The organism is Streptomyces sp. NPDC088116 (assembly GCF_044741745.1).
Classification (GTDB): domain Bacteria; phylum Actinomycetota; class Actinomycetes; order Streptomycetales; family Streptomycetaceae; genus Streptomyces.
Genome location: NZ_JBIUTF010000007.1, coordinates 68,171 through 86,693, shown reverse-complemented (window position 1 = coordinate 86,693; position 18,523 = coordinate 68,171). Strand labels below are relative to the sequence as shown.

Here is an 18,523-nt window from a genome sequence, read left to right as displayed (position 1 = left end):
CGACCACCCTTGCCCTAGATACCCATGGGGGGTATACATGAAGTCCAGGCAATACCCCTAGGGGGTAGGATGACGCATACGTCGATACCCTCGATGACGATGAGAAGGAGCCGTCAGCCATGAGCCCCTCCGGGACCACCGGCGCTCACGCCGACTCGCACACCGGCGCGCACACCGGCTCACCAGCCGCCGAGGTCGAGCTCGTCATCGGCGGCATGACCTGCGCCTCCTGCGCGGCCCGCATCGAGAAGAAGCTCAACCGCATGGACGGGGTCGAGGCCACCGTCAACTACGCCACCGAGAAGGCCAAGGTCAGCTATCGCGGCGCGGACGTCGCCGTACAGGACCTCATCGCCACCGTCGAAGCCACCGGCTACACCGCCCAGGAGCCCGCTCCCCGGCACCCGGAACCCGACGACCGGGACGCGGAGGAGACAGAAACCGCAGGGGCCGCCGAGGACGCGGAGGACGCCGAACTCCGGCCTCTGCGCCAGCGGCTCACCACCGCCGTCATCCTCTCCGTACCGGTCATCGCGATGGCCATGATCCCGGCCCTCCAGTTCGACAACTGGCAGTGGCTGTCCCTGACCCTCGCCGCGCCCGTCGTCACGTACGCCGGCTGGCCGTTCCACCGCGCCGCCTGGGTCAACGCCCGCCACGGCGCGGCGACGATGGACACCCTGATCTCGGTCGGCACGTCGGCCGCGTTCCTCTGGTCGCTCTGGGCGCTGTTCTTCGGTACGGCGGGCATGACCGGCATGGTCCACCCGTTCGAGCTGACCATCGCGCGCACCGACGGCTCCGGGAACATCTACCTCGAAGCCGCCGCCGGAGTCACGGCCTTCATCCTGGCCGGCCGCTACTTCGAGGCCCGCTCCAAGCGCAAGGCCGGAGCCGCCCTCCGCACGCTGCTGGAGCTGGGCGCCAAGCACGTCACCGTCCTGCGCGACGGCCGCGAGGTCACCGTGCCCACCTCGCGGTTGCGGGTCGGGGACACCTTCCTCGTACGGCCCGGCGAGAAGATCGCCACCGACGGCACCGTCATCGAGGGCTCCTCCGCCATCGACGCCTCGATGCTCACCGGCGAGTCCGTCCCGGTGGAGGTCTCCGTCGGCGACCCGGTCACCGGTGCCACGCTCAACGCGGGCGGCCGGATCGTCGTCGAGGCCACCCGTATCGGCTCGGACACCCAACTCGCCCGCATGGCCCGCATGGTCGAGGACGCCCAGAACGGAAAGGCCGCGGCCCAGCGCCTCGCCGACCGGATCTCCGCCGTGTTCGTACCGGTGGTGATCGTCCTCGCGCTCGGCACGCTCGGCGTCTGGCTCGCCATCGGCGCGGACCTGACCGCCGCCTTCACCGCCGCCGTGGCCGTGCTGATCATCGCCTGCCCGTGCGCCCTCGGCCTGGCCACCCCGACCGCCCTCATGGTCGGCACCGGACGCGGCGCCCAACTCGGCATCCTGATCAAGGGGCCCGAGGTGCTGGAGTCCACCCGCCGTGCGGACACGATCGTCCTCGACAAGACCGGCACGGTCACCACCGGCCGCATGACACTCCTGTCCACGCACAGCTCCGCGGGAACGGAGGAGACCGAGGTACTGCGGCTGGCGGGCGCCCTGGAGCACGCCTCCGAGCACCCGATCGCCCGCGCCGTCGCGGAAGGCGCCGCCGAGCGCGTCGGCACGCTGCCGGTCCCCGAGGACTTCGCGAACGTCCCCGGCCTCGGCGTCCAGGGCGTGGTCGAGGGCCACGCCGTCCTCGTGGGCCGGGCCAAGCTGCTCGCGCAGTGGGAGATCCGTCTCCCGGAGGCGCTGGAGCGCAAGAAGACGGAGGCGGAGGCAGCGGGCCGTACGGCGATCGCCGTGGCCTGGGACGGCGAGGCGCGGGCCGTCCTCGAAGTCGCCGACGCGGTGAAGGAGACCAGCCCGGAGGCCATCCGGCGGCTGCGCGCCCTCGGGATGACCCCGATCCTGCTCACCGGCGACAACAGGACCGTCGCCGAAGCCGTCGCCGCCGAGGTCGGGATCGATGCCGGCCAGGTCATCGCGGAGGTCATGCCCCAGGACAAGGTCGACGTCATCAAGAAGCTCCAGGCCGAGGGCCGGTCCGTCGCCATGGTCGGCGACGGCGTCAACGACGCCGCCGCCCTCGCCCAGGCCGACCTGGGTCTCGCCATGGGCACCGGCACCGACGCCGCCATCGAGGCGGGTGACCTGACACTCGTACGGGGCGACCTGCGCGCCGCCGCCGACGCCATCCGCCTCGCCCGCCGCACCCTCGGCACGATCAAGGGCAACCTCTTCTGGGCCTTCGGCTACAACGTCGCCGCCCTGCCCCTCGCGGCGGCGGGGTTCCTCAGCCCGATGATCGCGGGCGCGGCGATGGCGTTCTCGTCGGTCTTCGTCGTCGGCAACTCGCTGCGGCTGCGCGGCTTCAAGGCTTCCTAGGCCCTGTCCGTGCCATCACCGAGCGTTTTCAGCGTTGCCTCTCCAGGGTGAGGACAGCTTTGGCGACCAAAGTGACGTGACGAGCGAGCAGCTCGCGCTGCTCATCGATGGCGCCGCGGCCCGCACCCGGGTCCTCGACGCCGATGCCTTCCCCACCGCCGCCGCCATCACCGCCGTCCTCATCGACAACGCTCTCCCCGCCACTGCGGGCCACGACCGCTGACGGGAGGAAGTGTCGAGTCGACCTGGCACTCCGGCCGGGCCGAACTCGTTGCCGGCCCAGCACGCCGCCGTAGCGGCTGAACAGCCTCCGCGTTCTGCCGGACAGCTCAATGGCGCCGGGGGCTTGTCCGTTGCGGACTCACCCTCGCCCTGCCACCGGCACCCGATCGGTGGCCACGCCGAAAAGGCTCACTGTTCCCCTACAACAGAATCACTAACAAAATCACCAGAGAATTGAAGAGGGGTTCTGGACTTAACGATGACCTCTCCAGCAGGTGGTCGGATTTGCGATCCGATTCTTTGCTCGTAGGCGGCGGGCGCGAGCAAGGGTGACCAGCGATACGGCGCGAATGTCGCGCTATCTACAGGAGCCTCCCCCGGGGAAATATCCCTTTTGGGATCAAGTGACGGCCGACGCATGCCATGGGCATGACTCTCTTGACAGCCTTTGAATCGCACGCGTAACTTTGACGAACTTGCCTCAGGCGCTGTTTTGCCGCTCCTGCTCCACGCGCAGTTCTTCGCTCGCTGTTACGTGCACTGGTCTCATTTCGTGGTCGTCCGGGGGGGAATTCCCATTGACCGAGTGGCAAACGCATCGAGCTGAGACCGCTCTCATGCACCCAGGTTTACTTCGTTGATTTCGGCAGGAATGAGGGGATTCCAATGAAATTAGCTCTGATTTCAGGGGACGGACTCCCGGTGAGTGGCCTGCTCACCATCTTCAGGAACGTGCTGGAGGCAGAGTTCCCGAACAACACCCTGGCGCTTCCGGTCGTCGCGGACCTCGGCTTCTCCTGGCGGCCCGACAAGAAGAACTTCTTCCCTCGGGGATGCGAGGACGGCGGGTATCCCGAATGGATGTCCGTCAGCACTGTCGTTCCCCTGGACTTGGCGAGGGACGAACTTGAAGACGCGCTCACCACGGTACGTGGTGCCGTGGCTCGCGCGGACAGCCTGGACGAAAGTGAATCCGCGGATGTCTGGCGCCTCGTGGAGTCGATCGCCAAGCCCTACGAGGACTACTTCACCGAATGGTTCGAGGAGCATGACGTCGACTGGGTCTGCGCCGTCAACATGACGCTCTCCGACGCCGTTCCGGTGACGCTGGCCCTGCACAGGGCAGCGGCCCGGCGGTGGCCGGCCGGTGCCCGGGGCGGTGTGCTCTTCTGGGACCACGATCTCTTCGGCAGCTACGCGGTCTTCGAAGAGGGGACCCGCGTGTACCCGCCGGAACCGAATCAGTTCACCCCGCTGCCGGGATCCGGCCCTTGCCACCGATGGGCGGTCGTGTCACCAGGACTGGCGCTGGAAGCCGCCGAGTATCCGACCGAGCTGAGCGCCATGACAGTGCCGAACGTGCTTCCGGCATTGGGATCCTGGGAGCTGGAAGGACGACACGAGGCCTTCTGTGAACAACGAGGGCTGTCCTCGGACAGACCGCTGTTGCTCGTTCCTGTGCGCGTCTTCCAGGTCAAAGGCGTCGAGATATCCGTCCGTATGTTCGCGGAGATCAAGAGGATCTGCGAGACGCGGAGTCTTCCCGTTCCGCAGCTACTCGTCTTCGGCAGCCTGGACGAGGACCCGCCGTACGCCGAAGAGGTTGTTCATACCGCCCGGCAGATGAATGTGCAGGACGATGTCGTCTTTCTGGACGGGGTACCTCTGTCGAGTCATCAGGACGCAGGGCTCCGATGGCACCTCGACGAGGTCGATCTGCTGCGGCTGTGCCGGGCCGGCGGCGGAGCCGTGCTCTTCACCCCGAACACAACCGATGTCGAGAGCGTCGGTCTCGGGCCGGCCCTCGCGGCCATTTCGGAAGTTCCTTGCGCCGTCACCGACTACGCCTGCTTCGAGGACATCTATGGCGCACGGAGCGGCTGCGTCAGGATCACGAACACCGAGGAACTGACAACCGCCGCCGAAAGGCTGGTGGATCTGATGGTTCGTAATTCCGAAGGTGACCCTCTGGTACGGGAAATGATGAAGCGGGACAAGGAACAGGTCCTGCGCTCATTCGACCCGCAGCCATGGAGGCAACTCCTGCGGGAGATCATCCACACCGCAGCACCGCATTGAAGGTCACTGCGAGCCGCAAAAAGGACAGTACGACACAGGAGACGAGAGTGGAAAACGTCAGGGGAATTCAGAAGCCGCACAGCGGATTACGGGAGATGACACTCACCGGGCAGGCGGCCCTGGAATGCGGGACACTGCTGGACGATCTGTCCGGCAAGTTCGAGACGGCTGACGATCCGGTGTTTCTGAGGCAGGCCGCCCACCATGCCTCGAATCTCCCCGCCGAAGTGCTCGACGCTGTGGACGACTTGAAGTACTCCGAGTCGGTCGCGGCTCTGGTGATCCGCAACGGCCCAGTGGGGGAGGCGGAACTCCCGACGCCCCGCCACTGGAAGGAGCGTGATCCGAGGGCGACCGTTCGCCAGGACATATGGCTGGCGTTGACCACGTCCAGACTGGGCGACCCCATAGCCTGGTCCAGCCTCCAGGACGGACGGCTGTTCAACGACGTGTTGCCGATAGCCGGACAGGAGCACCGGCAGACAGGCCACAGCAGTGAAGCGGACCTGGAACTGCATGTCGAGGACTGCTTCAGCGACGACCGGTGCGACGCACTGGCCCTGCTCTGTCTGAGGAACCACGACAAGGTCACCAACACGATCGTGACGGCTACGGACCTGGACTTCTCACGTCTGGATCTCGATGTGCTCTTCTCACCGCGCTTCCTGATCAAGCCCGACTCCGAGCATCTGCGGAGGACGGGCGGTGAGTCGGAGGTGGCGAGTGAGGCGAGTCCCCTGCTCTTCGGATCACGCCAATCGCCCTATCTGCGCATCGACGTCCCGTACACCGAGGCTTTGCCCGGAGATGCACAGGCCAAGGCGGAACTCGATGCGTTCTGCGCGCAACTCGCCGAGCGGGCCACCGTCTTGTGCCTCGCGGAAGGCGATCTGCTGCTGGTGGACAACTTCCGCGCACTGCACGGTCGCGGGACGTTCCAGGCCCGCTACGACGGGACTGATCGCTGGATGCGCAAGCTGACGGTCGTACGGGATCTACGTCGCAGCCGCCGCTTCCGCAGTGGTGCGGAAGGCCGAGTGATCAGCCTCTTCGACGAATCGACGCCGCAGCCGGCGCCATCGCACTGACGCCGAACCGCTTCGAGCGGACCCCTGGGGCTCCCGGGCCCCAGGGGTCCGGGGGCCCGGAGCCCAGGAGTTCGGGGGCCTGCGGGGTCTGCGGGGTCTGCGGGGTCCTGAACGCGCTCGCTATCGTCGTCGTATGACCGCCCCCGACCTGCGCAGCCGGTTCGCCGCGACGCTGCACGCGCTCCTCCGCGACGCCGAATCCCCGTCCGCGGATCCGTCACCGTCCGCCGACCCGTACCCGTACGCCGACAACCTCCTCGCCCGCTGGGCCGAGCCGCAGCGGCGCTACCACACCACCGATCACCTGACCGCCGTCCTGGACCACATCGACACCCTCGCCGAGTACGCCGACGACCCCGAACTCGTACGCCTCGCCGCCTGGTTCCACGACGCCGTCTACCGCCCCGACCGCTCCGAGAACGAGGAACGCTCCGCCCGCCTCGCCGAACGCGCCCTGGCCGAGGCGGGTCTGAGCGACGACGGTACGCGCGAGGTCGCCCGGCTCGTCCGCCTCACCACCACCCACGCCGCCGAGCCCGGCGACCGCAACGGCGCCGTGCTCTGCGACGCCGACCTGGCGATCCTGGCCTCGGCCCCCGACGCGTACGCCGCCTACACGGCCGCCGTACGCGAGGAGTACGGCTTCGTCCCCGACGAAGCGTTCCGTACGGGCCGAGCGGCCGTGCTGGAACAACTGCTGGCCCTGCCAAGCCTGTTCCGTACCCCGTACGGCACCCAGCGGTGGGAGGCGCCCGCGCGCCGGAATCTCGCGTCCGAACTCGCCCTGCTCACCGGCTGATCGCCGTGCCGACCAGTCCGTTCACCAGGAATTCGGCCATCGGCACCGGCGTTGACATCTGACATGCCCGACTCCGCCGATCGACGCCCACCCGCGCCCGCCGACGCCGTCCCCGCACCCATACTCACGCCACCCGCACGCGCGTCCGTACCCGCTCCCGCACGCGCGTCCGTACCCGCTCCCGCACGCGCGTCCGTACCCGCTCCCGCACCCGCCCGTATGCCGGTGGCCGTCTACGTCCTGGGTCTCTCGGTCTTCGCGCTCGGTACGAGTGAGTTCATGCTCTCCGGCCTGCTGCCGCCCCTCGCCGACGACATGAACGTGTCCATCCCCACCGCCGGACTCCTCATCTCCGCCTTCGCGATCGGCATGGTGATCGGCGCCCCGCTGCTCGCCGTGGCGACCCTGCGCCTGCCCCGCCGTACCACCCTGATCGCGCTGATCGCGGTCTTCGGCCTCGGCCAGGTCGCGGGCGCGCTCGCCCCGACGTACGAGGTGCTCTTCGCGTCCCGTGTGATCAGCGCGCTCGCCTGCGCCGGTTTCTGGGCGATCGGCGCGGCCGTCGCGATGGCCATGGTTCCGCTGGGCACCCGTGCCCGCGCCATGGCGGTGATGCTCGGCGGACTCTCCATCGCGAATGTACTCGGCGTCCCGGCCGGTGCCTTCCTCGGCGAACACTTCGGCTGGCGCTCCGCGTTCTGGGCCGTCGCGGTGGCCTCCGCCATCGCACTGGGCGGCGTACTGACACTGATCCCGCGCATCCCGCTGCCCGACGAGAAGCCGCGGCTCACACGGGAGTTGACCATCTTCCGCGACCGTCAGGTCTGGCTCGCCGTCGCCGTCACCGCACTGGCCGCGGGCGGTGTCTTCTGCGCGTTCTCCTACCTCGCCCCGCTGCTCACCGACGTGGCCGGGCTGGACGACGGCTGGGTCCCGACCGTGCTCGGGCTGTTCGGCCTCGGCGCGCTGATCGGTACGGCGATCGGCGGCCGGTACGCGGACGCGCATCTCTTCGGCGTCCTGATCAGTGGCATCACCGCGTCGACGGTCCTGCTCGTCGTCCTGGCGCTCACCGCGTCGAACCAGCTCGCCGTCGTCACGGTGACCTTCCTCCTCGGCGTCTCCGCCTTCTACACGGGCCCGGCCCTCAACGCCCGTATCTTCAACATCGCCTCCGCCGCCCCCACTCTCGCCGGAGCCACCACCACCGCCGCCTTCAACCTGGGCAACACGGGCGGCCCCTGGCTCGGCGGCGCCGTGATCGACGCGGACTTCGGCTTCGCGTCGACGGCCTGGGCGGGGGCTGCGATGACGGCCCTCGCGATCGCCCTGACGACACTGTCACTGCGCTTCCACCGCAGGGCGGCCGCCAGCAAGATCGTCACCAGCTCGGCACCGGCATCGGCATCGGCATCGGCGCCGTCCAACCGCCCCGAATGCCCGCTGCCCAACGCCTGAAGGACTGCCCCGAAACTGAGGACCTCGAGGAGACCCGCGTGTCCAGGACAGTGATCGACCTCGACGAGACGATGGTGGCCGAGGCCATGCGTATCTTCGGAGCCGGCACAAAGGCTGAAGCCGTGCGGCTCGCCAGGGAGGACGCCGTCAAGCCGCACCTGCGGCAGGAGGGCTTCGACGCCATGGACGCAGGCGAGTTCGACTTCAGCGAGATCATCGAGAGCACCGGTCCCCGGAACCACCCGATCACTTCGGGTCCGTAGGACGGTCAGGGCGGTCAGGGCGGTCAGGCCGTACGGAGAAGGCCGTATCGCCCGCCACCGCCACGATCGCGTCCTTGATCAGCACCACGCTCGGTGTGTTTCCCGCTATGTCCCGCAGGCCGGTCGGCGCGGCCGTGTGCCACTGTTCCGCCCCGGTCTCGCGGTTCAGCGCCAGCAGGCGGCCGAAGCGGTTGGTGAAGTAGACGCTGTTGTACGTCGCCGACACCACCGGTGGCGACAGGCTCTCCGTTTCCGTCGCCTTGCGCCACAGCTGTTCGCCGTCGTCCGGCGCCACCGCGGTGACCGTTCCGTTCTCCGCCGCGAAGTAGACGACGCCGTCCGCCAGGGTGGCCGTGCCGCTCGGCGTTCCCGCCAGCGGCACCTTCTTGACGGCGCCGCTCTTCGGATCCACCCGCAGCAGTTCCGTGTACGGCGGCGTGCCCGAGGAATCCGCCGCCTCCTCCGGGTTCTGCGTGGCGGCGAACAGGAGCCGGCCGTCCACGACACCGAGCGGTTCCGCCATCGAGGGCAGCTTCGCGAGGTCGCGCCGCGTGCCGTCGGACGGGTCGAGCCCCAGCAGGGTGAGCGAGCCCGTACCGGTGCCGTCCCCCGACTCGCACAGTCCGTACGGGACATCACCCAGCACCCGCGGGAGGCAGGAACTTCCGTCCGACGCCGTCGCCGGGGACCTCCACAGTTCCTCGCCCGACGTTCCGTAGGCCACGAACTCGCTCTGGGAGGCCGACAGCGTCAGCACGCCACCGCTGAACAGGTGCGCGGGAGCGTCGTCCTCGCTGATGCTGTGCCTCCACCGCTCCTTCCCGGTGTCGGCGTCCAGAGCCACGATCTGGTTGTTCCTGTTTCCGGCGACCGCGTCGTCCGGCTGCTCGTAGACGTGGACGAGCCCGTCCCGGACGCCGAGGGGCCGTACCTCCTGCGGATTGGTGCCGGCCCGCCACAGGACGCGGCCGGAGGCGGCGTCGATCTTGGCGACGGTGAAGCCCGTACCGGCGCAGTACAGGGCGTCCGACTCCGGGAGACACCCGGACTCCGCGTAGAAGAGCGGGGTGATGTCCCCGGCGCGATGGGTCAGGCTCGTGCGCCAGGGCTGCCAGCCGGCCGGCAGCGCGGCGGGGCGCGCGTCGTCCGCGGTCCCGGACCCGGCGGGTGGCGCCGGGGTGGCGCCCCAGTAGGACGCGAGGTTCACGGCCAAGACGCTCAGCCCGGTGACGGCCAGGGCCGCGGTGACGCTGATGAGGATCCGCCGCACCCGACGTCCGCGACCGGTCCGGACCTCGGCCTTCCCGTCGCCCGTTCCCCGGGTGGCTGTCCCGTCGCCCGTTCCCCGGGTGGCTGTCCCGTCGTCCGTTCCCCGGGAGTCCTGGGCGTGGGGGCCGCCCTGCGTGTGGGGGCCGCCCTGCGTGGGGCCGTCCCAGAGGCCGGGGCGGGGCCGGGGGCCCTGGCGGCGGGACTCCGCGAGGGCCGCAGCCCCCGGCGGGAGCGGCTCGGCGGTGTCCGGCAGCGTACGGAGCAGGTCCCGTAGCTCCGCGAGGTCGGGCCGGGCGGCCGGTTCCTTCTCCAGACAGCGTTCGGCGATGCTCCGGAGGGGGTGCGGGACGTCGTCCAGGACCGGGGGCTCGTACATCACCTGATAGCCCGTCAGATACGGGCTGGCCCCGTCGAACGGCCGGTTGCCCGTCGCCGCGTACACCAGCAGCGAGCCGAGCGAGAACACGTCCGAGGCGGCGGTGACGTCCCTCGGCGCGGTGAACTGCTCCGGCGACATGAACGGCGGGGTGCCGATCACCCGTCCGGTGATGGTGAGCGTCTGGTTGTCGGTCGCGCGCGAGATGCCGAAGTCGATGACGCGCGGCCCGTCCTCGGCCAGCAGTACGTTGCTGGGCTTCAGGTCCCGGTGCACCACGCCCGCCTGGTGGATGTCCCGCAGCGCCTCGACCAGCCCCAGCCCCAGTGTGCGCAGCTCCGGACCCGCCAGCGGGCCGTCAGCCTTGACGACTTCGGTCAGGGTGCGGCCGGGCACGTACAGCGTCGCCATCCATGGCTGCTCGGCCTCCGTGTCGGCGTCCACCACGGGGGCGGTGAACGCCCCGCTCACCCTGCGGGCCGCCGCGACCTCCTGCCGGAAGCGCGTACGGAACTCCTCGTCCATCGCGAACTGCGGGTGCACGACCTTCACCGCGACCTGCCGCCCGGAGGCGGACCGGGCCAGGTGGACGACTCCCATGCCGCCACTGCCCAGCCGGTCGACCAGTTCGTAGCCGCCGATGGATACCGACGACATGGACGTGGACTCCGGATCGCCGGACTGCGACATCGCCGGTCACCCTCCCCGATTCCCTCGCGCCTGGCATGGCCATTTCCGGCAATCAGACTAGCCGGGGGTCGAACGAGGGATCGAACAGTGTCCTGTGGGTGGCGTGGCTCGGGGTCCCGTAGGTGATGGGACCCGGGTCCCGTAGGTGGTGAGGCTCCGGGTCCCGTAGGTGGTGAGGCTCCGGGTCCCGTAGGTGGTGAGGCTCCGGGTCTCGTAGGTGATGAGGCTCCGGCGGCCGGCCGATGGCTGACCGCCGCCGCCTCCACCTATGCCTATGCCTACGCCTACGCCTCGGGCGCGTAGAACACGTACGTGGCGGAGTACTCCACGCTCACCTGCCCCGCATCCGTGGCACAGGCCCCGGCGGGGGCGAGTCCGCCGCGCGTCTCCAGGCGCTGGATGTACGACACGTCCGCGAAGAGACCGGCACCCCGGTGGGTGGTGGCCTTCAGGAGCAGCTGCGGGATCGCGCCGTCACGCGGCACGTTCGCGACGGCGGCGGCGTTGACGGCGCTGCCGTCGTCCGTGGACACCCACACCGGCCCGCGCGAGTGGAGCGCGACAGCACGACGTGCCGGGTCGCCCTGCTTCCAGAGCGTGGCCGCCGGCTCCAGCAGGGTCCAGGCGCCGTCCGTGCACGTGTAGGTCTGCACACCTCGGGCATCGAGCACGGCCGTGCGTTCGTTGCCGGCCGGAACCGCCAGCTCCGGCGGTACGTCGCGAAGCTTCCCGGGCTTGCCCGGTATCGCGGCGTGCGCGGACGCGGCGGACGTTCCCTCACTCGCTCCCGCTCCGCCCGCACCCGCCAGCAGAGTCGCGCCGGTCAGGGCGAGACAACCGGCGGCAACGGTCACGCGCTTGGCAAATCTCTTCACCGAGGTCTCCAAATGCCTTGCTGGAACGCGGAGTTCAGGACGAATCCGCTGGCATGACCTTACGATCAGGAGTCGGCGGGGCGGTCACCGTCCGTGGCCCTGAGGGGTACGTCACACGGCGCGGGCCGAGCACGAGTTACGCAAAGAAGCACGGGCTACGCAAAGAAGCACGAGCCTCCCACCGAAGCGCGGGCCGAACGCGGCCACGGCAAAGAAGCACGCGCCTCACGCCACAGGCCGCCCCTTCGGCCGCCGCAGCCCCGCGCCCGTAAGCCTCCGTACAAGCTCCTTGGAGCCGATCCTCACCGCGCCCGCGCGTACCGCGTCCTCGTAGCGGTGCTCCGGTACGTCGTAGTGGTCCCGCTCGAACGCGCCCGGCGGGCAGCCGATGGACGCGGCGAACGCGTGCAGCTCGCTGAACGAGACATCGCTGACCAGGTGCGACCACATACGGCCATGGCCCGGCCAGGTCGGCGGGTCGATGTAGACCGTCACGACGCGCCCACCCCGCCGCCCGGCGCCAGCTCGCCGACCGCCGCGACCACCACGCCCGCCTTCCCGCAGACCCAGTGCGGATCGGGCCCCAGCTCCGGTTCCACGTCCAGCGCGTGCGGCTCGCCCTCGGCGCAGACCGGGCAGAGCGGCCAGCGCCCGTACCGCTCCAGCAGCGCGTCCTGGACGTCCTGCGCGACCAGCCCCGCCACATAGGACGCGCCCTCGGGCCACTGCTCCACCCACCAGCGCCGGTGCGTCACCGACTCCTCGACCAGGGACACGACCTCCGGGTCGGCGACATCGCCCGCGACCAGGTCGGTGAGGACCAGCGCGCGGGCGGCGTGCAGCACCTGCTCCAAGGGGTTCACATCCACGTTCTCGGGGTCCTTGTCAGAGTCTGTGCCGGGGGGCAGGTCAGGGGCTGCGTCAGGGTCCTTGTCGGGGTCCATGTCGGGGTCCATCACTCAATTGTCCCAGGGGGTTGACGCGTCCCAAATCCTGAAAATATCTTTCAGAGGTGACCCAAGACGTGAAGGAAAGTTTCAGCGAGGGGGCGCCGCCCGCCCCCGCCGCCCTCTCTGCCAAGGTGCGGACACTCGCCCCGACCATGACCCGTTCCATGCAGCTCGTCGCCGAGGCGGTGGCCGGGGACCCGGCCGGCTGCGCCGCCCTCACCGTCACCGGTCTCGCCGAGCTGACCGGCACGAGCGAGGCCACCGTGGTCCGCACCGCCCGCCTCCTCGGCTACCCCGGCTACCGCGACCTGCGCCTCGCCCTCGCCGGACTCGCGGCACAGCAGCAGTCCGGCCGCGCGCCCGCAGTCACGGCCGACATAGCGGTCGACGACCCCATCGCGGACGTCGTGGCGAAGCTCGCGTACGACGAACAGCAGACCCTCTCCGACACCGCCGCCGCCCTCGACACCGTCCAGCTCGGCGCCGTCGTCACGGCCGCCGCCGGTGCCCGCCGTATCGACATCTACGGCGTCGGCGCCTCCTCCCTCGTCGGAATGGACCTCGCCCAGAAGCTGCTGCGCATCGGCCTGATCGCGCACGCCCACTCCGACCCGCATCTCGCCGTCACCAACGCCGTCCAGCTCCGCCCCGGCGACCTCGCCATCGCGATCACCCACTCCGGCTCCACCGGCGATGTCATCGAACCGCTCCGGGTCGCCTTCGATCGCGGCGCGACGACGGTCGCGATCACCGGCCGGCCGGACGGCCCCGTGTCGCAGTACGCCGACCATGTGCTGACGACCTCCACCGCCCGCGAGAGCGAGCTGCGCCCGGCCGCCATGTCCAGCCGTACGAGTCAACTCCTCGTCGTGGACTGCCTGTTCATAGGCGTGGCGCAGCGTACGTACGAGACGGCCGCCCCGGCCCTCTCCGCGTCGTACGAGGCGCTCGCGCACCGCCACAGCCCGCGCCACACGCGCTGATCCGGCAGCCGGTCCTCCCGTACCGAGACTCCAACGGCACCACCGGCACCCGCACCCGCTCACCCGGAAGAAAGAGCCGCTTCCCATGACCTCCGCCTCCGACACCCCCTCCCCGTACGGCGAACTCCGCGCCCAGCTCGACACCCTCACCACCGAGGCCTTCCGCCCCGAACTCGCCGAGATCGACCAGCTGCCCACCCTGGACATCGCCCGGATCATGAACGGCGAGGACAGCACCGTCCCCGCCGCCGTCGCCGCCCAGCTCCCCCGTATCGCCGCCGCCATCGACGCCACCGCCGAACGCGCGGCACGCGGCGGCCGGCTGATCTACGCGGGCGCCGGTACGGCCGGACGGCTCGGCGTCCTCGACGCCAGCGAGTGCCCGCCCACCTTCAACACCGACCCGGCCCAGGTCGTCGGCCTGATCGCGGGCGGCCCCGGCGCCATGGTGACCTCCGTCGAAGGCGCCGAGGACTCCAAGGAGCTGGCCGCCGCCGACCTGGACGCCATAAAAATCACCCCGGACGACACGGTCGTCGGCATCTCCGCCTCCGGCCGTACCCCGTACGCCATCGGCGCCGTCGAGCACGCCCGGGACATCGGCGCGCTCACCGTCGGCCTCTCCTGCAACGCGGGCAGCGCGCTGGCCGCCGCCGCCGAGCACGGCATCGAGGTCGTCGTCGGCCCCGAGCTGCTCACCGGCTCCACCCGCCTCAAGGCAGGTACGGCACAGAAGCTCGTCCTCAACATGCTCTCGACGATCACCATGATCCGGCTCGGCAAGACGTACGGAAACCTGATGGTCGACGTCCGCGCGTCCAACGAGAAGCTGCGCGCCCGCTCCCGCCGGATCGTCGCGCTCGCCACCGGCGCCTCGGACGAGGAGATCGAGACGGCCCTGGCCGCCACCGACGGCGAGGTGAAGAACGCCATTCTCACCATCCTCGGCGGCGTCGACGGCCCCACGGCCGACGCGCTCCTCACCGAATCCGAGGGCCACCTGCGCGAAGCACTGCGGTCCGCCCGTACGGCGACAACAACAGCCACGACCACAGCAACCGACTGACACCCTCCCCCCTCGCACAGCAAGGCACCGTGCACCATGGCAACAGAAGACAAGAACCGCGCCACGGCCGAAGCGCTCCTCCCGCTCGTCGGGGGCGCCGGGAACATCGAGTCCGTCGCCCACTGCATGACCCGGCTCCGCCTGGGCCTGTGCGACCGTTCCCTCGTACGGCACGAGGAAGTGAAGGCGCTGCCCGCCGTGCTGGGCGTGGTGGAGGACGGCACGACGTATCAGGTCGTGCTCGGCCCGGGTACGGTCGCGAGGGTCACGCCGGAGTTCGAGCGACTGGTGGAGGAGGGCCGTACGGGGGCGGAGGCGCCGACACCGACACCCCCTCCGGTCTCGTCCCCCACCCCCTCCACCGCCGACCAACTGGCCGCGCAGGGCGCCGAGATCAAGGCGGCCCGGAAGGCCAGGAACGCCACCCCGTTCAAGCTTTTCCTCCGCCGGATCGCCAACATCTTCGTGCCGCTGATCCCCGCCCTCATCGGCTGCGGCATCATCGCGGGCCTCAACGGCCTTCTGGCGAACCTCGGTTGGCTCCCCGCCGTCGTCCCCGCCCTCAGCGCCCTCGCCTCCGGCTTCATGTCGCTGATCGCCGTCTTCGTCGGCTACAACACGGCGAAGGAGTTCGGCGGTACGCCCATTCTGGGCGGCGCGGTCGCCGCGATCATCGTCTTCCCGGGCGTCGCGAACATCGACGCGTTCGGCCAGAAACTCGCCCCGGGCCAGGGCGGCGTGCTCGGCGCGCTGGGTGCGGCAGTGCTCGCCGTGTACGTGGAGAAGACCTGCCGCAGATGGGTCCCGGAGGCCCTGGACGTACTGGTCACCCCGACACTCACCGTGCTCGTCTCCGGGCTCGTCACGCTCTTCGGCCTGATGTACGTGGCCGGTGAGGTCTCCACGGCCATCGGCGACTTCTCCACCTGGCTGCTGGCGAACGGCGGTTCCGGCGCGGGCTTCGTCCTGGGCGGGCTCTTCCTCCCGCTGGTGATGCTGGGCCTGCACCAGGCGCTGATCCCCATCCATACGACCCTGATCGAGCAGCAGGGCTACACCGTGCTCCTCCCCATCCTCGCCATGGCGGGCGCGGGCCAGGTCGGCGCGGCGATGGCCGTCTACGTACGCCTCCCCCGCAACGGCTCAATCCGCCGCACCATCAGGTCCGCCCTCCCCGCCGGTCTCCTGGGCGTCGGCGAACCGCTGATCTACGGAGTCTCGCTCCCGCTCGGCCGCCCGTTCATCACGGCCTGCGTGGGCGGCGCGTTCGGCGGCGGCTTCGTCGGCCTGTTCAACCAGCTGGGCGACGCGGTGGGTTCGACGGCGATCGGCCCGTCCGGATGGGCGCTGTTCCCGCTGCTGGCCGGCAACAAGGGCCTGGGCACGATGGTCGCGGTGTACGGGGCCGGCCTGCTGGTCGGCTACGCGGTGGGCTTCGTCGGGACGTACTACTTCGGCTTCACGAAGACGATGCTGAGGGAACTGAACGTAGAGACGGAGACCCGGATGTCGGCGCCGGAACCGGAACCGGAGCCGGAATCGGCCCCTGCCCCGGACGCGGACCCACAGCGGCATCCACACTCTCACCCGCACCCGCACTCGCACCCGGACTCACAGCCCTCGAAGGCCTGAAAGCTGCCCGGTACGCGTGCGGACTCGTACCGACGACCCGCTTGAAGCGGTCCCGGAAGGCGGTCGGCGAACCGAATCCCACCTGCGAGGCGATGCGGTCGACCGGGTGGCCGGTGACCTCCAGCAGGTACTGCGCCCGGCGGACCCGGGCCCGGTGCAGCCACTGCAACGGCGTGGTGCCGGTCTGCTCACGAAAGCGCCGGTTGAGCGTCCGGGTGCTGGTCGCGGCATGCTCGGCGATGTCCTTCAGGGTGAGTTCGCGCCACGCGTTGTCCTCCATCCAGCGCAGCAGGTCCTCCATCGTGGCTCCGGCGGGCACCGGAGGCTGGTCGTGGACGATGAACTGCGCCTGGCCCCCCTCGCGTTCCAATGGCATGACCGACAGCCGGGCGGCATCGGCCGCGACAGCGGAACCGTAGTCCTTACGGATCATGTGCAGGCACAGATCCAGCGAGGCGGCGGCCCCGGCCGAGGTGAGGAACTGTCCGTTGTCCACGTACAGCACCTCCGGATCGACGTCGATCCCGGGATACCGGGCCGCCAGCAGCGGGGCGGCGATCCAGTGGGTCGTGGCCCGCAGCCCGTCGAGAAGCCCGGTGGCCGCGAGGACGAAGGCCCCGGCACACACGGAAGCGATACGGGTCCCTTTCGCCGCCGCCGCACACAGGGCGTCGCGTACGTCGCCGGGCAGCGGCGCCGTGGGAACGGACGTGCCGGGCAGGATGATCGTGTCGGCTTCGGCGAGCGCCTCAAGGCCGTACAGAGCCCGGATCATGAACGGTCCCGCGTCGATCTCCCCGGCGACCGGCGCACAGACCCGCACCCGGTACGCGTCACGCCCGTCCGGCAGCCGGGTACGCGAGAAGACCTCGATCGGGGCGGACAGGTCGAACGGGATGACCTGGTCAAGAGCGAGTACGACCACGTTGTGCATGGCGCCAGGCTAAGCGCTCGCCGCGAATGGCCGGAATCCGTTGGCAGCTGTCGATAGTGCCACTTCTGCATGCGTGATCGGCGTCTTAGCGTGGGCGGGTGCCTCCCCCGGGCCTCTTCCCCTTCCGACTCTTCATTCCGTACGAGGGAGCGACCCACCCCGTGACAAAGTTCCTGCTCGCCCTTCATGTTCTGGCCGCGATCGTCGCCGTCGGACCGGTCACCGTGGCCGCCAGCATGTTCCCGCCCGGCGCCAGACGGGCGATGGCCGCGCCCGGTGATCCCCAAGCCCTTTCCGCCGTACGCCTGTTGCACCGCATCTGCCGTGTCTACGCAGGCGTGGGCCTGGCCGTCATCGTCTTCGGGTTCGCCACGGCGGCCAGCATGGGCGTCCTGACCGATGCCTGGCTCATCACCTCGATCGCCCTGACCGTGGCGGCGGCAGCAGTGCTGATCGTGCTCGTACTGCCCGGTCAGGAGACCATCCTGGCGGACCTGGAAGCGGCTGCGGAGACGGCTCCGGCCACGGTGACAGCCCCGGTGACAGCCCCGGCCACGGACCTGGTGACCGAACCCACGCAGAAGCCGAAGGTCACCGCCCAGCTGGCCATGTACACCGGCATCTTCAACCTCCTGTGGGCCACCGTCACCGTCCTGATGATCATCCGCCCCGGCTCCACCACAGGCGCGTAACCCACCGGGAACGTCGTCGGCCTGCCCCTCCCAGGGCCTCACCTCACGGCGAGGCGGGCAGGCCGACGACGGCACTCACGGCAATCGCCGCTCGTGGTTCAGTTCCGTCACCCGCGCCCGCAGTACGTCTCCGGGCCGGGCCGGGGAGACGGACTCCGAGGGACAGTCCCACTCCACCCCGCCACCAGGTGGCCGCAGTTGAACGCAGACGCCGTCCTGGCTCATGACCCGCCCCACGCGGCCGGTCCGGGAGTCGACGGCGTACGAACCGGGCTCGAACACCACCCCACTCCCGCCGGCGCCCGCGTCCTCACACCCGTCCACACTCCCGTTCGCGCTCCCGTTTGTACTCATCGCCGCGTCCCTTCCAGTACGGCACTGAGGCGCAGCGCGGTCTCGACGGTGCAGCGGCCGAGTTCGACCAGCGGCCTCGGCTCATTCCCCGCACATGAGACAGGGTCGATCCGCAGCGACGGCAGGGTGACCCCCACCGCCGCCAGCCCGTCCCGCAACTCCGCCACCGCGTCCTCGGCCGCCCGCACCTTCCCGGCTGCCACGCGCTGCCGCTCCTTCATTTCGTTCCTCACCATCGATGCCGCTCTCTACTCTGAGTATTGGCTTTCACCACACAGAGTGGTCAACCGTCGCTAGCCTGAACAGTGACGGCTGCCCAACATCGCCATGTGTCCCATCGGGA

At 69.9% G+C, this 18,523-nt stretch carries 17 protein-coding genes and 1 pseudogene; 11 read left to right on the top strand and 7 right to left on the bottom strand.

Annotated elements, in window-relative coordinates:
* Positions 1-215: 215 nt before the first annotated feature.
* The 7 genes from ACIOJD_RS26685 to ACIOJD_RS26655 all read left to right on the top strand — a co-directional run bounded on the left by ACIOJD_RS26685 (position 216) and on the right by ACIOJD_RS26655 (position 8,359).
* On the top strand, positions 216-2,450 hold the full coding sequence (locus ACIOJD_RS26685; protein ID WP_401918825.1) for a heavy metal translocating P-type ATPase: 2,235 nt from the start codon (positions 216-218) through the stop codon (positions 2,448-2,450).
* 76 nt (positions 2,451-2,526) lie between these two features.
* Positions 2,527-2,673: a hypothetical protein gene (locus ACIOJD_RS26680; RefSeq protein WP_401918164.1), complete on the top strand. Its 147-nt coding sequence runs from the start codon at positions 2,527-2,529 to the stop codon at positions 2,671-2,673.
* Positions 2,674-3,404: 731 nt separating this feature from the next.
* The gene (locus ACIOJD_RS26675; protein WP_401918163.1) at positions 3,405-4,751 is read left to right on the top strand and encodes a hypothetical protein; all 1,347 of its coding nucleotides are present in this window, start codon (positions 3,405-3,407) and stop codon (positions 4,749-4,751) included.
* Positions 4,752-4,798: 47 nt separating this feature from the next.
* Positions 4,799-5,839 carry a TauD/TfdA family dioxygenase gene (locus ACIOJD_RS26670; RefSeq protein ID WP_401918161.1) on the top strand — a complete coding sequence of 347 codons (1,041 nt, stop codon included), beginning with the start codon at positions 4,799-4,801 and terminating at the stop codon, positions 5,837-5,839.
* Between the two features lie 133 nt (positions 5,840-5,972).
* Positions 5,973-6,638 carry a hypothetical protein gene (locus ACIOJD_RS26665; protein ID WP_401918159.1) on the top strand — a complete coding sequence of 222 codons (666 nt, stop codon included), beginning with the start codon at positions 5,973-5,975 and terminating at the stop codon, positions 6,636-6,638.
* Between the two features lie 219 nt (positions 6,639-6,857).
* The gene (locus tag ACIOJD_RS26660) at positions 6,858-8,096 is read left to right on the top strand and encodes a Cmx/CmrA family chloramphenicol efflux MFS transporter (protein WP_401918824.1); all 1,239 of its coding nucleotides are present in this window, start codon (positions 6,858-6,860) and stop codon (positions 8,094-8,096) included.
* 38 nt (positions 8,097-8,134) lie between these two features.
* Positions 8,135-8,359, top strand: coding sequence for a type II toxin-antitoxin system VapB family antitoxin (locus ACIOJD_RS26655; RefSeq protein ID WP_401918157.1), 225 nt, complete (start codon positions 8,135-8,137; stop codon positions 8,357-8,359).
* On the opposite strand, the gene ACIOJD_RS26650 is transcribed toward ACIOJD_RS26655, so the two are convergent.
* The 4 genes from ACIOJD_RS26650 to ACIOJD_RS26635 all read right to left on the bottom strand — a co-directional run bounded on the left by ACIOJD_RS26650 (position 8,343) and on the right by ACIOJD_RS26635 (position 12,438).
* Entirely contained in the window at positions 8,343-10,694 is a 2,352-nt protein-coding gene (locus ACIOJD_RS26650; RefSeq protein WP_401918155.1) for a PQQ-binding-like beta-propeller repeat protein, read from the bottom strand. The two genes, ACIOJD_RS26655 and ACIOJD_RS26650, sit on opposite strands and share 17 nt — an antisense overlap.
* Before the next feature lie 284 nt (positions 10,695-10,978).
* Positions 10,979-11,569, bottom strand: a complete 591-nt coding sequence (locus tag ACIOJD_RS26645) for a DUF3455 domain-containing protein (RefSeq protein WP_401918153.1) — start codon at positions 11,567-11,569, stop codon at positions 10,979-10,981.
* Positions 11,570-11,794: 225 nt separating this feature from the next.
* Positions 11,795-12,064 carry a DUF4031 domain-containing protein gene (locus tag ACIOJD_RS26640; RefSeq protein ID WP_401918152.1) on the bottom strand — a complete coding sequence of 90 codons (270 nt, stop codon included), beginning with the start codon at positions 12,062-12,064 and terminating at the stop codon, positions 11,795-11,797.
* The gene (locus tag ACIOJD_RS26635) at positions 12,061-12,438 is read right to left on the bottom strand and encodes a hypothetical protein (RefSeq protein ID WP_401918822.1); all 378 of its coding nucleotides are present in this window, start codon (positions 12,436-12,438) and stop codon (positions 12,061-12,063) included. Before ACIOJD_RS26635 ends, ACIOJD_RS26640 begins: the two co-directional genes overlap by 4 nt.
* A gap of 143 nt (positions 12,439-12,581) precedes the next feature.
* On the opposite strand from ACIOJD_RS26635, the gene ACIOJD_RS26630 reads away from it, so the two are divergent.
* The 3 genes from ACIOJD_RS26630 to ACIOJD_RS26620 all read left to right on the top strand — a co-directional run bounded on the left by ACIOJD_RS26630 (position 12,582) and on the right by ACIOJD_RS26620 (position 16,200).
* Complete coding sequence (locus ACIOJD_RS26630; protein ID WP_401918151.1) at positions 12,582-13,502, top strand: MurR/RpiR family transcriptional regulator; 921 nt, start codon at positions 12,582-12,584, stop codon at positions 13,500-13,502.
* Positions 13,503-13,587: 85 nt separating this feature from the next.
* Positions 13,588-14,568, top strand: a complete 981-nt coding sequence (murQ, locus tag ACIOJD_RS26625; protein WP_401918150.1) for an N-acetylmuramic acid 6-phosphate etherase — start codon at positions 13,588-13,590, stop codon at positions 14,566-14,568.
* 36 nt (positions 14,569-14,604) lie between these two features.
* Entirely contained in the window at positions 14,605-16,200 is a 1,596-nt protein-coding gene (locus tag ACIOJD_RS26620; protein ID WP_401918149.1) for a PTS transporter subunit EIIC, read from the top strand.
* A 16-nt stretch (positions 16,201-16,216) separates the two neighbouring features.
* On the opposite strand, the pseudogene ACIOJD_RS26615 reads toward ACIOJD_RS26620, so the two are convergent.
* Positions 16,217-17,134, bottom strand: a pseudogene (locus tag ACIOJD_RS26615) (GlxA family transcriptional regulator); the annotation flags it as partial.
* A 161-nt stretch (positions 17,135-17,295) separates the two neighbouring features.
* Between ACIOJD_RS26615 and ACIOJD_RS26610 the strand changes: the two are divergent.
* Positions 17,296-17,826, top strand: a complete 531-nt coding sequence (locus ACIOJD_RS26610) for a protease (protein WP_401918147.1) — start codon at positions 17,296-17,298, stop codon at positions 17,824-17,826.
* A 75-nt stretch (positions 17,827-17,901) separates the two neighbouring features.
* On the opposite strand, the gene ACIOJD_RS26605 is transcribed toward ACIOJD_RS26610, so the two are convergent.
* Positions 17,902-18,180: a hypothetical protein gene (locus ACIOJD_RS26605; RefSeq protein ID WP_401918146.1), complete on the bottom strand. Its 279-nt coding sequence runs from the start codon at positions 18,178-18,180 to the stop codon at positions 17,902-17,904.
* Positions 18,177-18,416 (bottom strand): hypothetical protein, encoded by a 240-nt coding sequence (locus tag ACIOJD_RS26600; RefSeq protein WP_401918144.1) that lies wholly within the window; start codon positions 18,414-18,416, stop codon positions 18,177-18,179. Before ACIOJD_RS26600 ends, ACIOJD_RS26605 begins: the two co-directional genes overlap by 4 nt.
* Positions 18,417-18,523: the final 107 nt, after the last annotated feature.

What these genes read in the sequence shown, in the direction of transcription:
- ACIOJD_RS26685 (WP_401918825.1), top strand. Translation starts at nt 216, where the DNA reads ATGACCTGCGCCTCCTGCGCGGCCCGCATCGAGAAGAAGCTCAACCGC.
- ACIOJD_RS26665 (WP_401918159.1), top strand. Translation starts at nt 5,973, where the DNA reads ATGACCGCCCCCGACCTGCGCAGCCGGTTCGCCGCGACGCTGCACGCG.
- ACIOJD_RS26660 (WP_401918824.1), top strand. Translation starts at nt 6,858, where the DNA reads ATGCCGGTGGCCGTCTACGTCCTGGGTCTCTCGGTCTTCGCGCTCGGT.
- ACIOJD_RS26650 (WP_401918155.1), bottom strand. Translation starts at nt 10,694, where the DNA reads ATGTCGCAGTCCGGCGATCCGGAGTCCACGTCCATGTCGTCGGTATCC.
- murQ (WP_401918150.1), top strand. Translation starts at nt 13,588, where the DNA reads ATGACCTCCGCCTCCGACACCCCCTCCCCGTACGGCGAACTCCGCGCC.
- ACIOJD_RS26620 (WP_401918149.1), top strand. Translation starts at nt 14,605, where the DNA reads ATGGCAACAGAAGACAAGAACCGCGCCACGGCCGAAGCGCTCCTCCCG.
- ACIOJD_RS26605 (WP_401918146.1), bottom strand. Translation starts at nt 18,180, where the DNA reads ATGAGTACAAACGGGAGCGCGAACGGGAGTGTGGACGGGTGTGAGGAC.
- ACIOJD_RS26600 (WP_401918144.1), bottom strand. Translation starts at nt 18,416, where the DNA reads ATGGTGAGGAACGAAATGAAGGAGCGGCAGCGCGTGGCAGCCGGGAAG.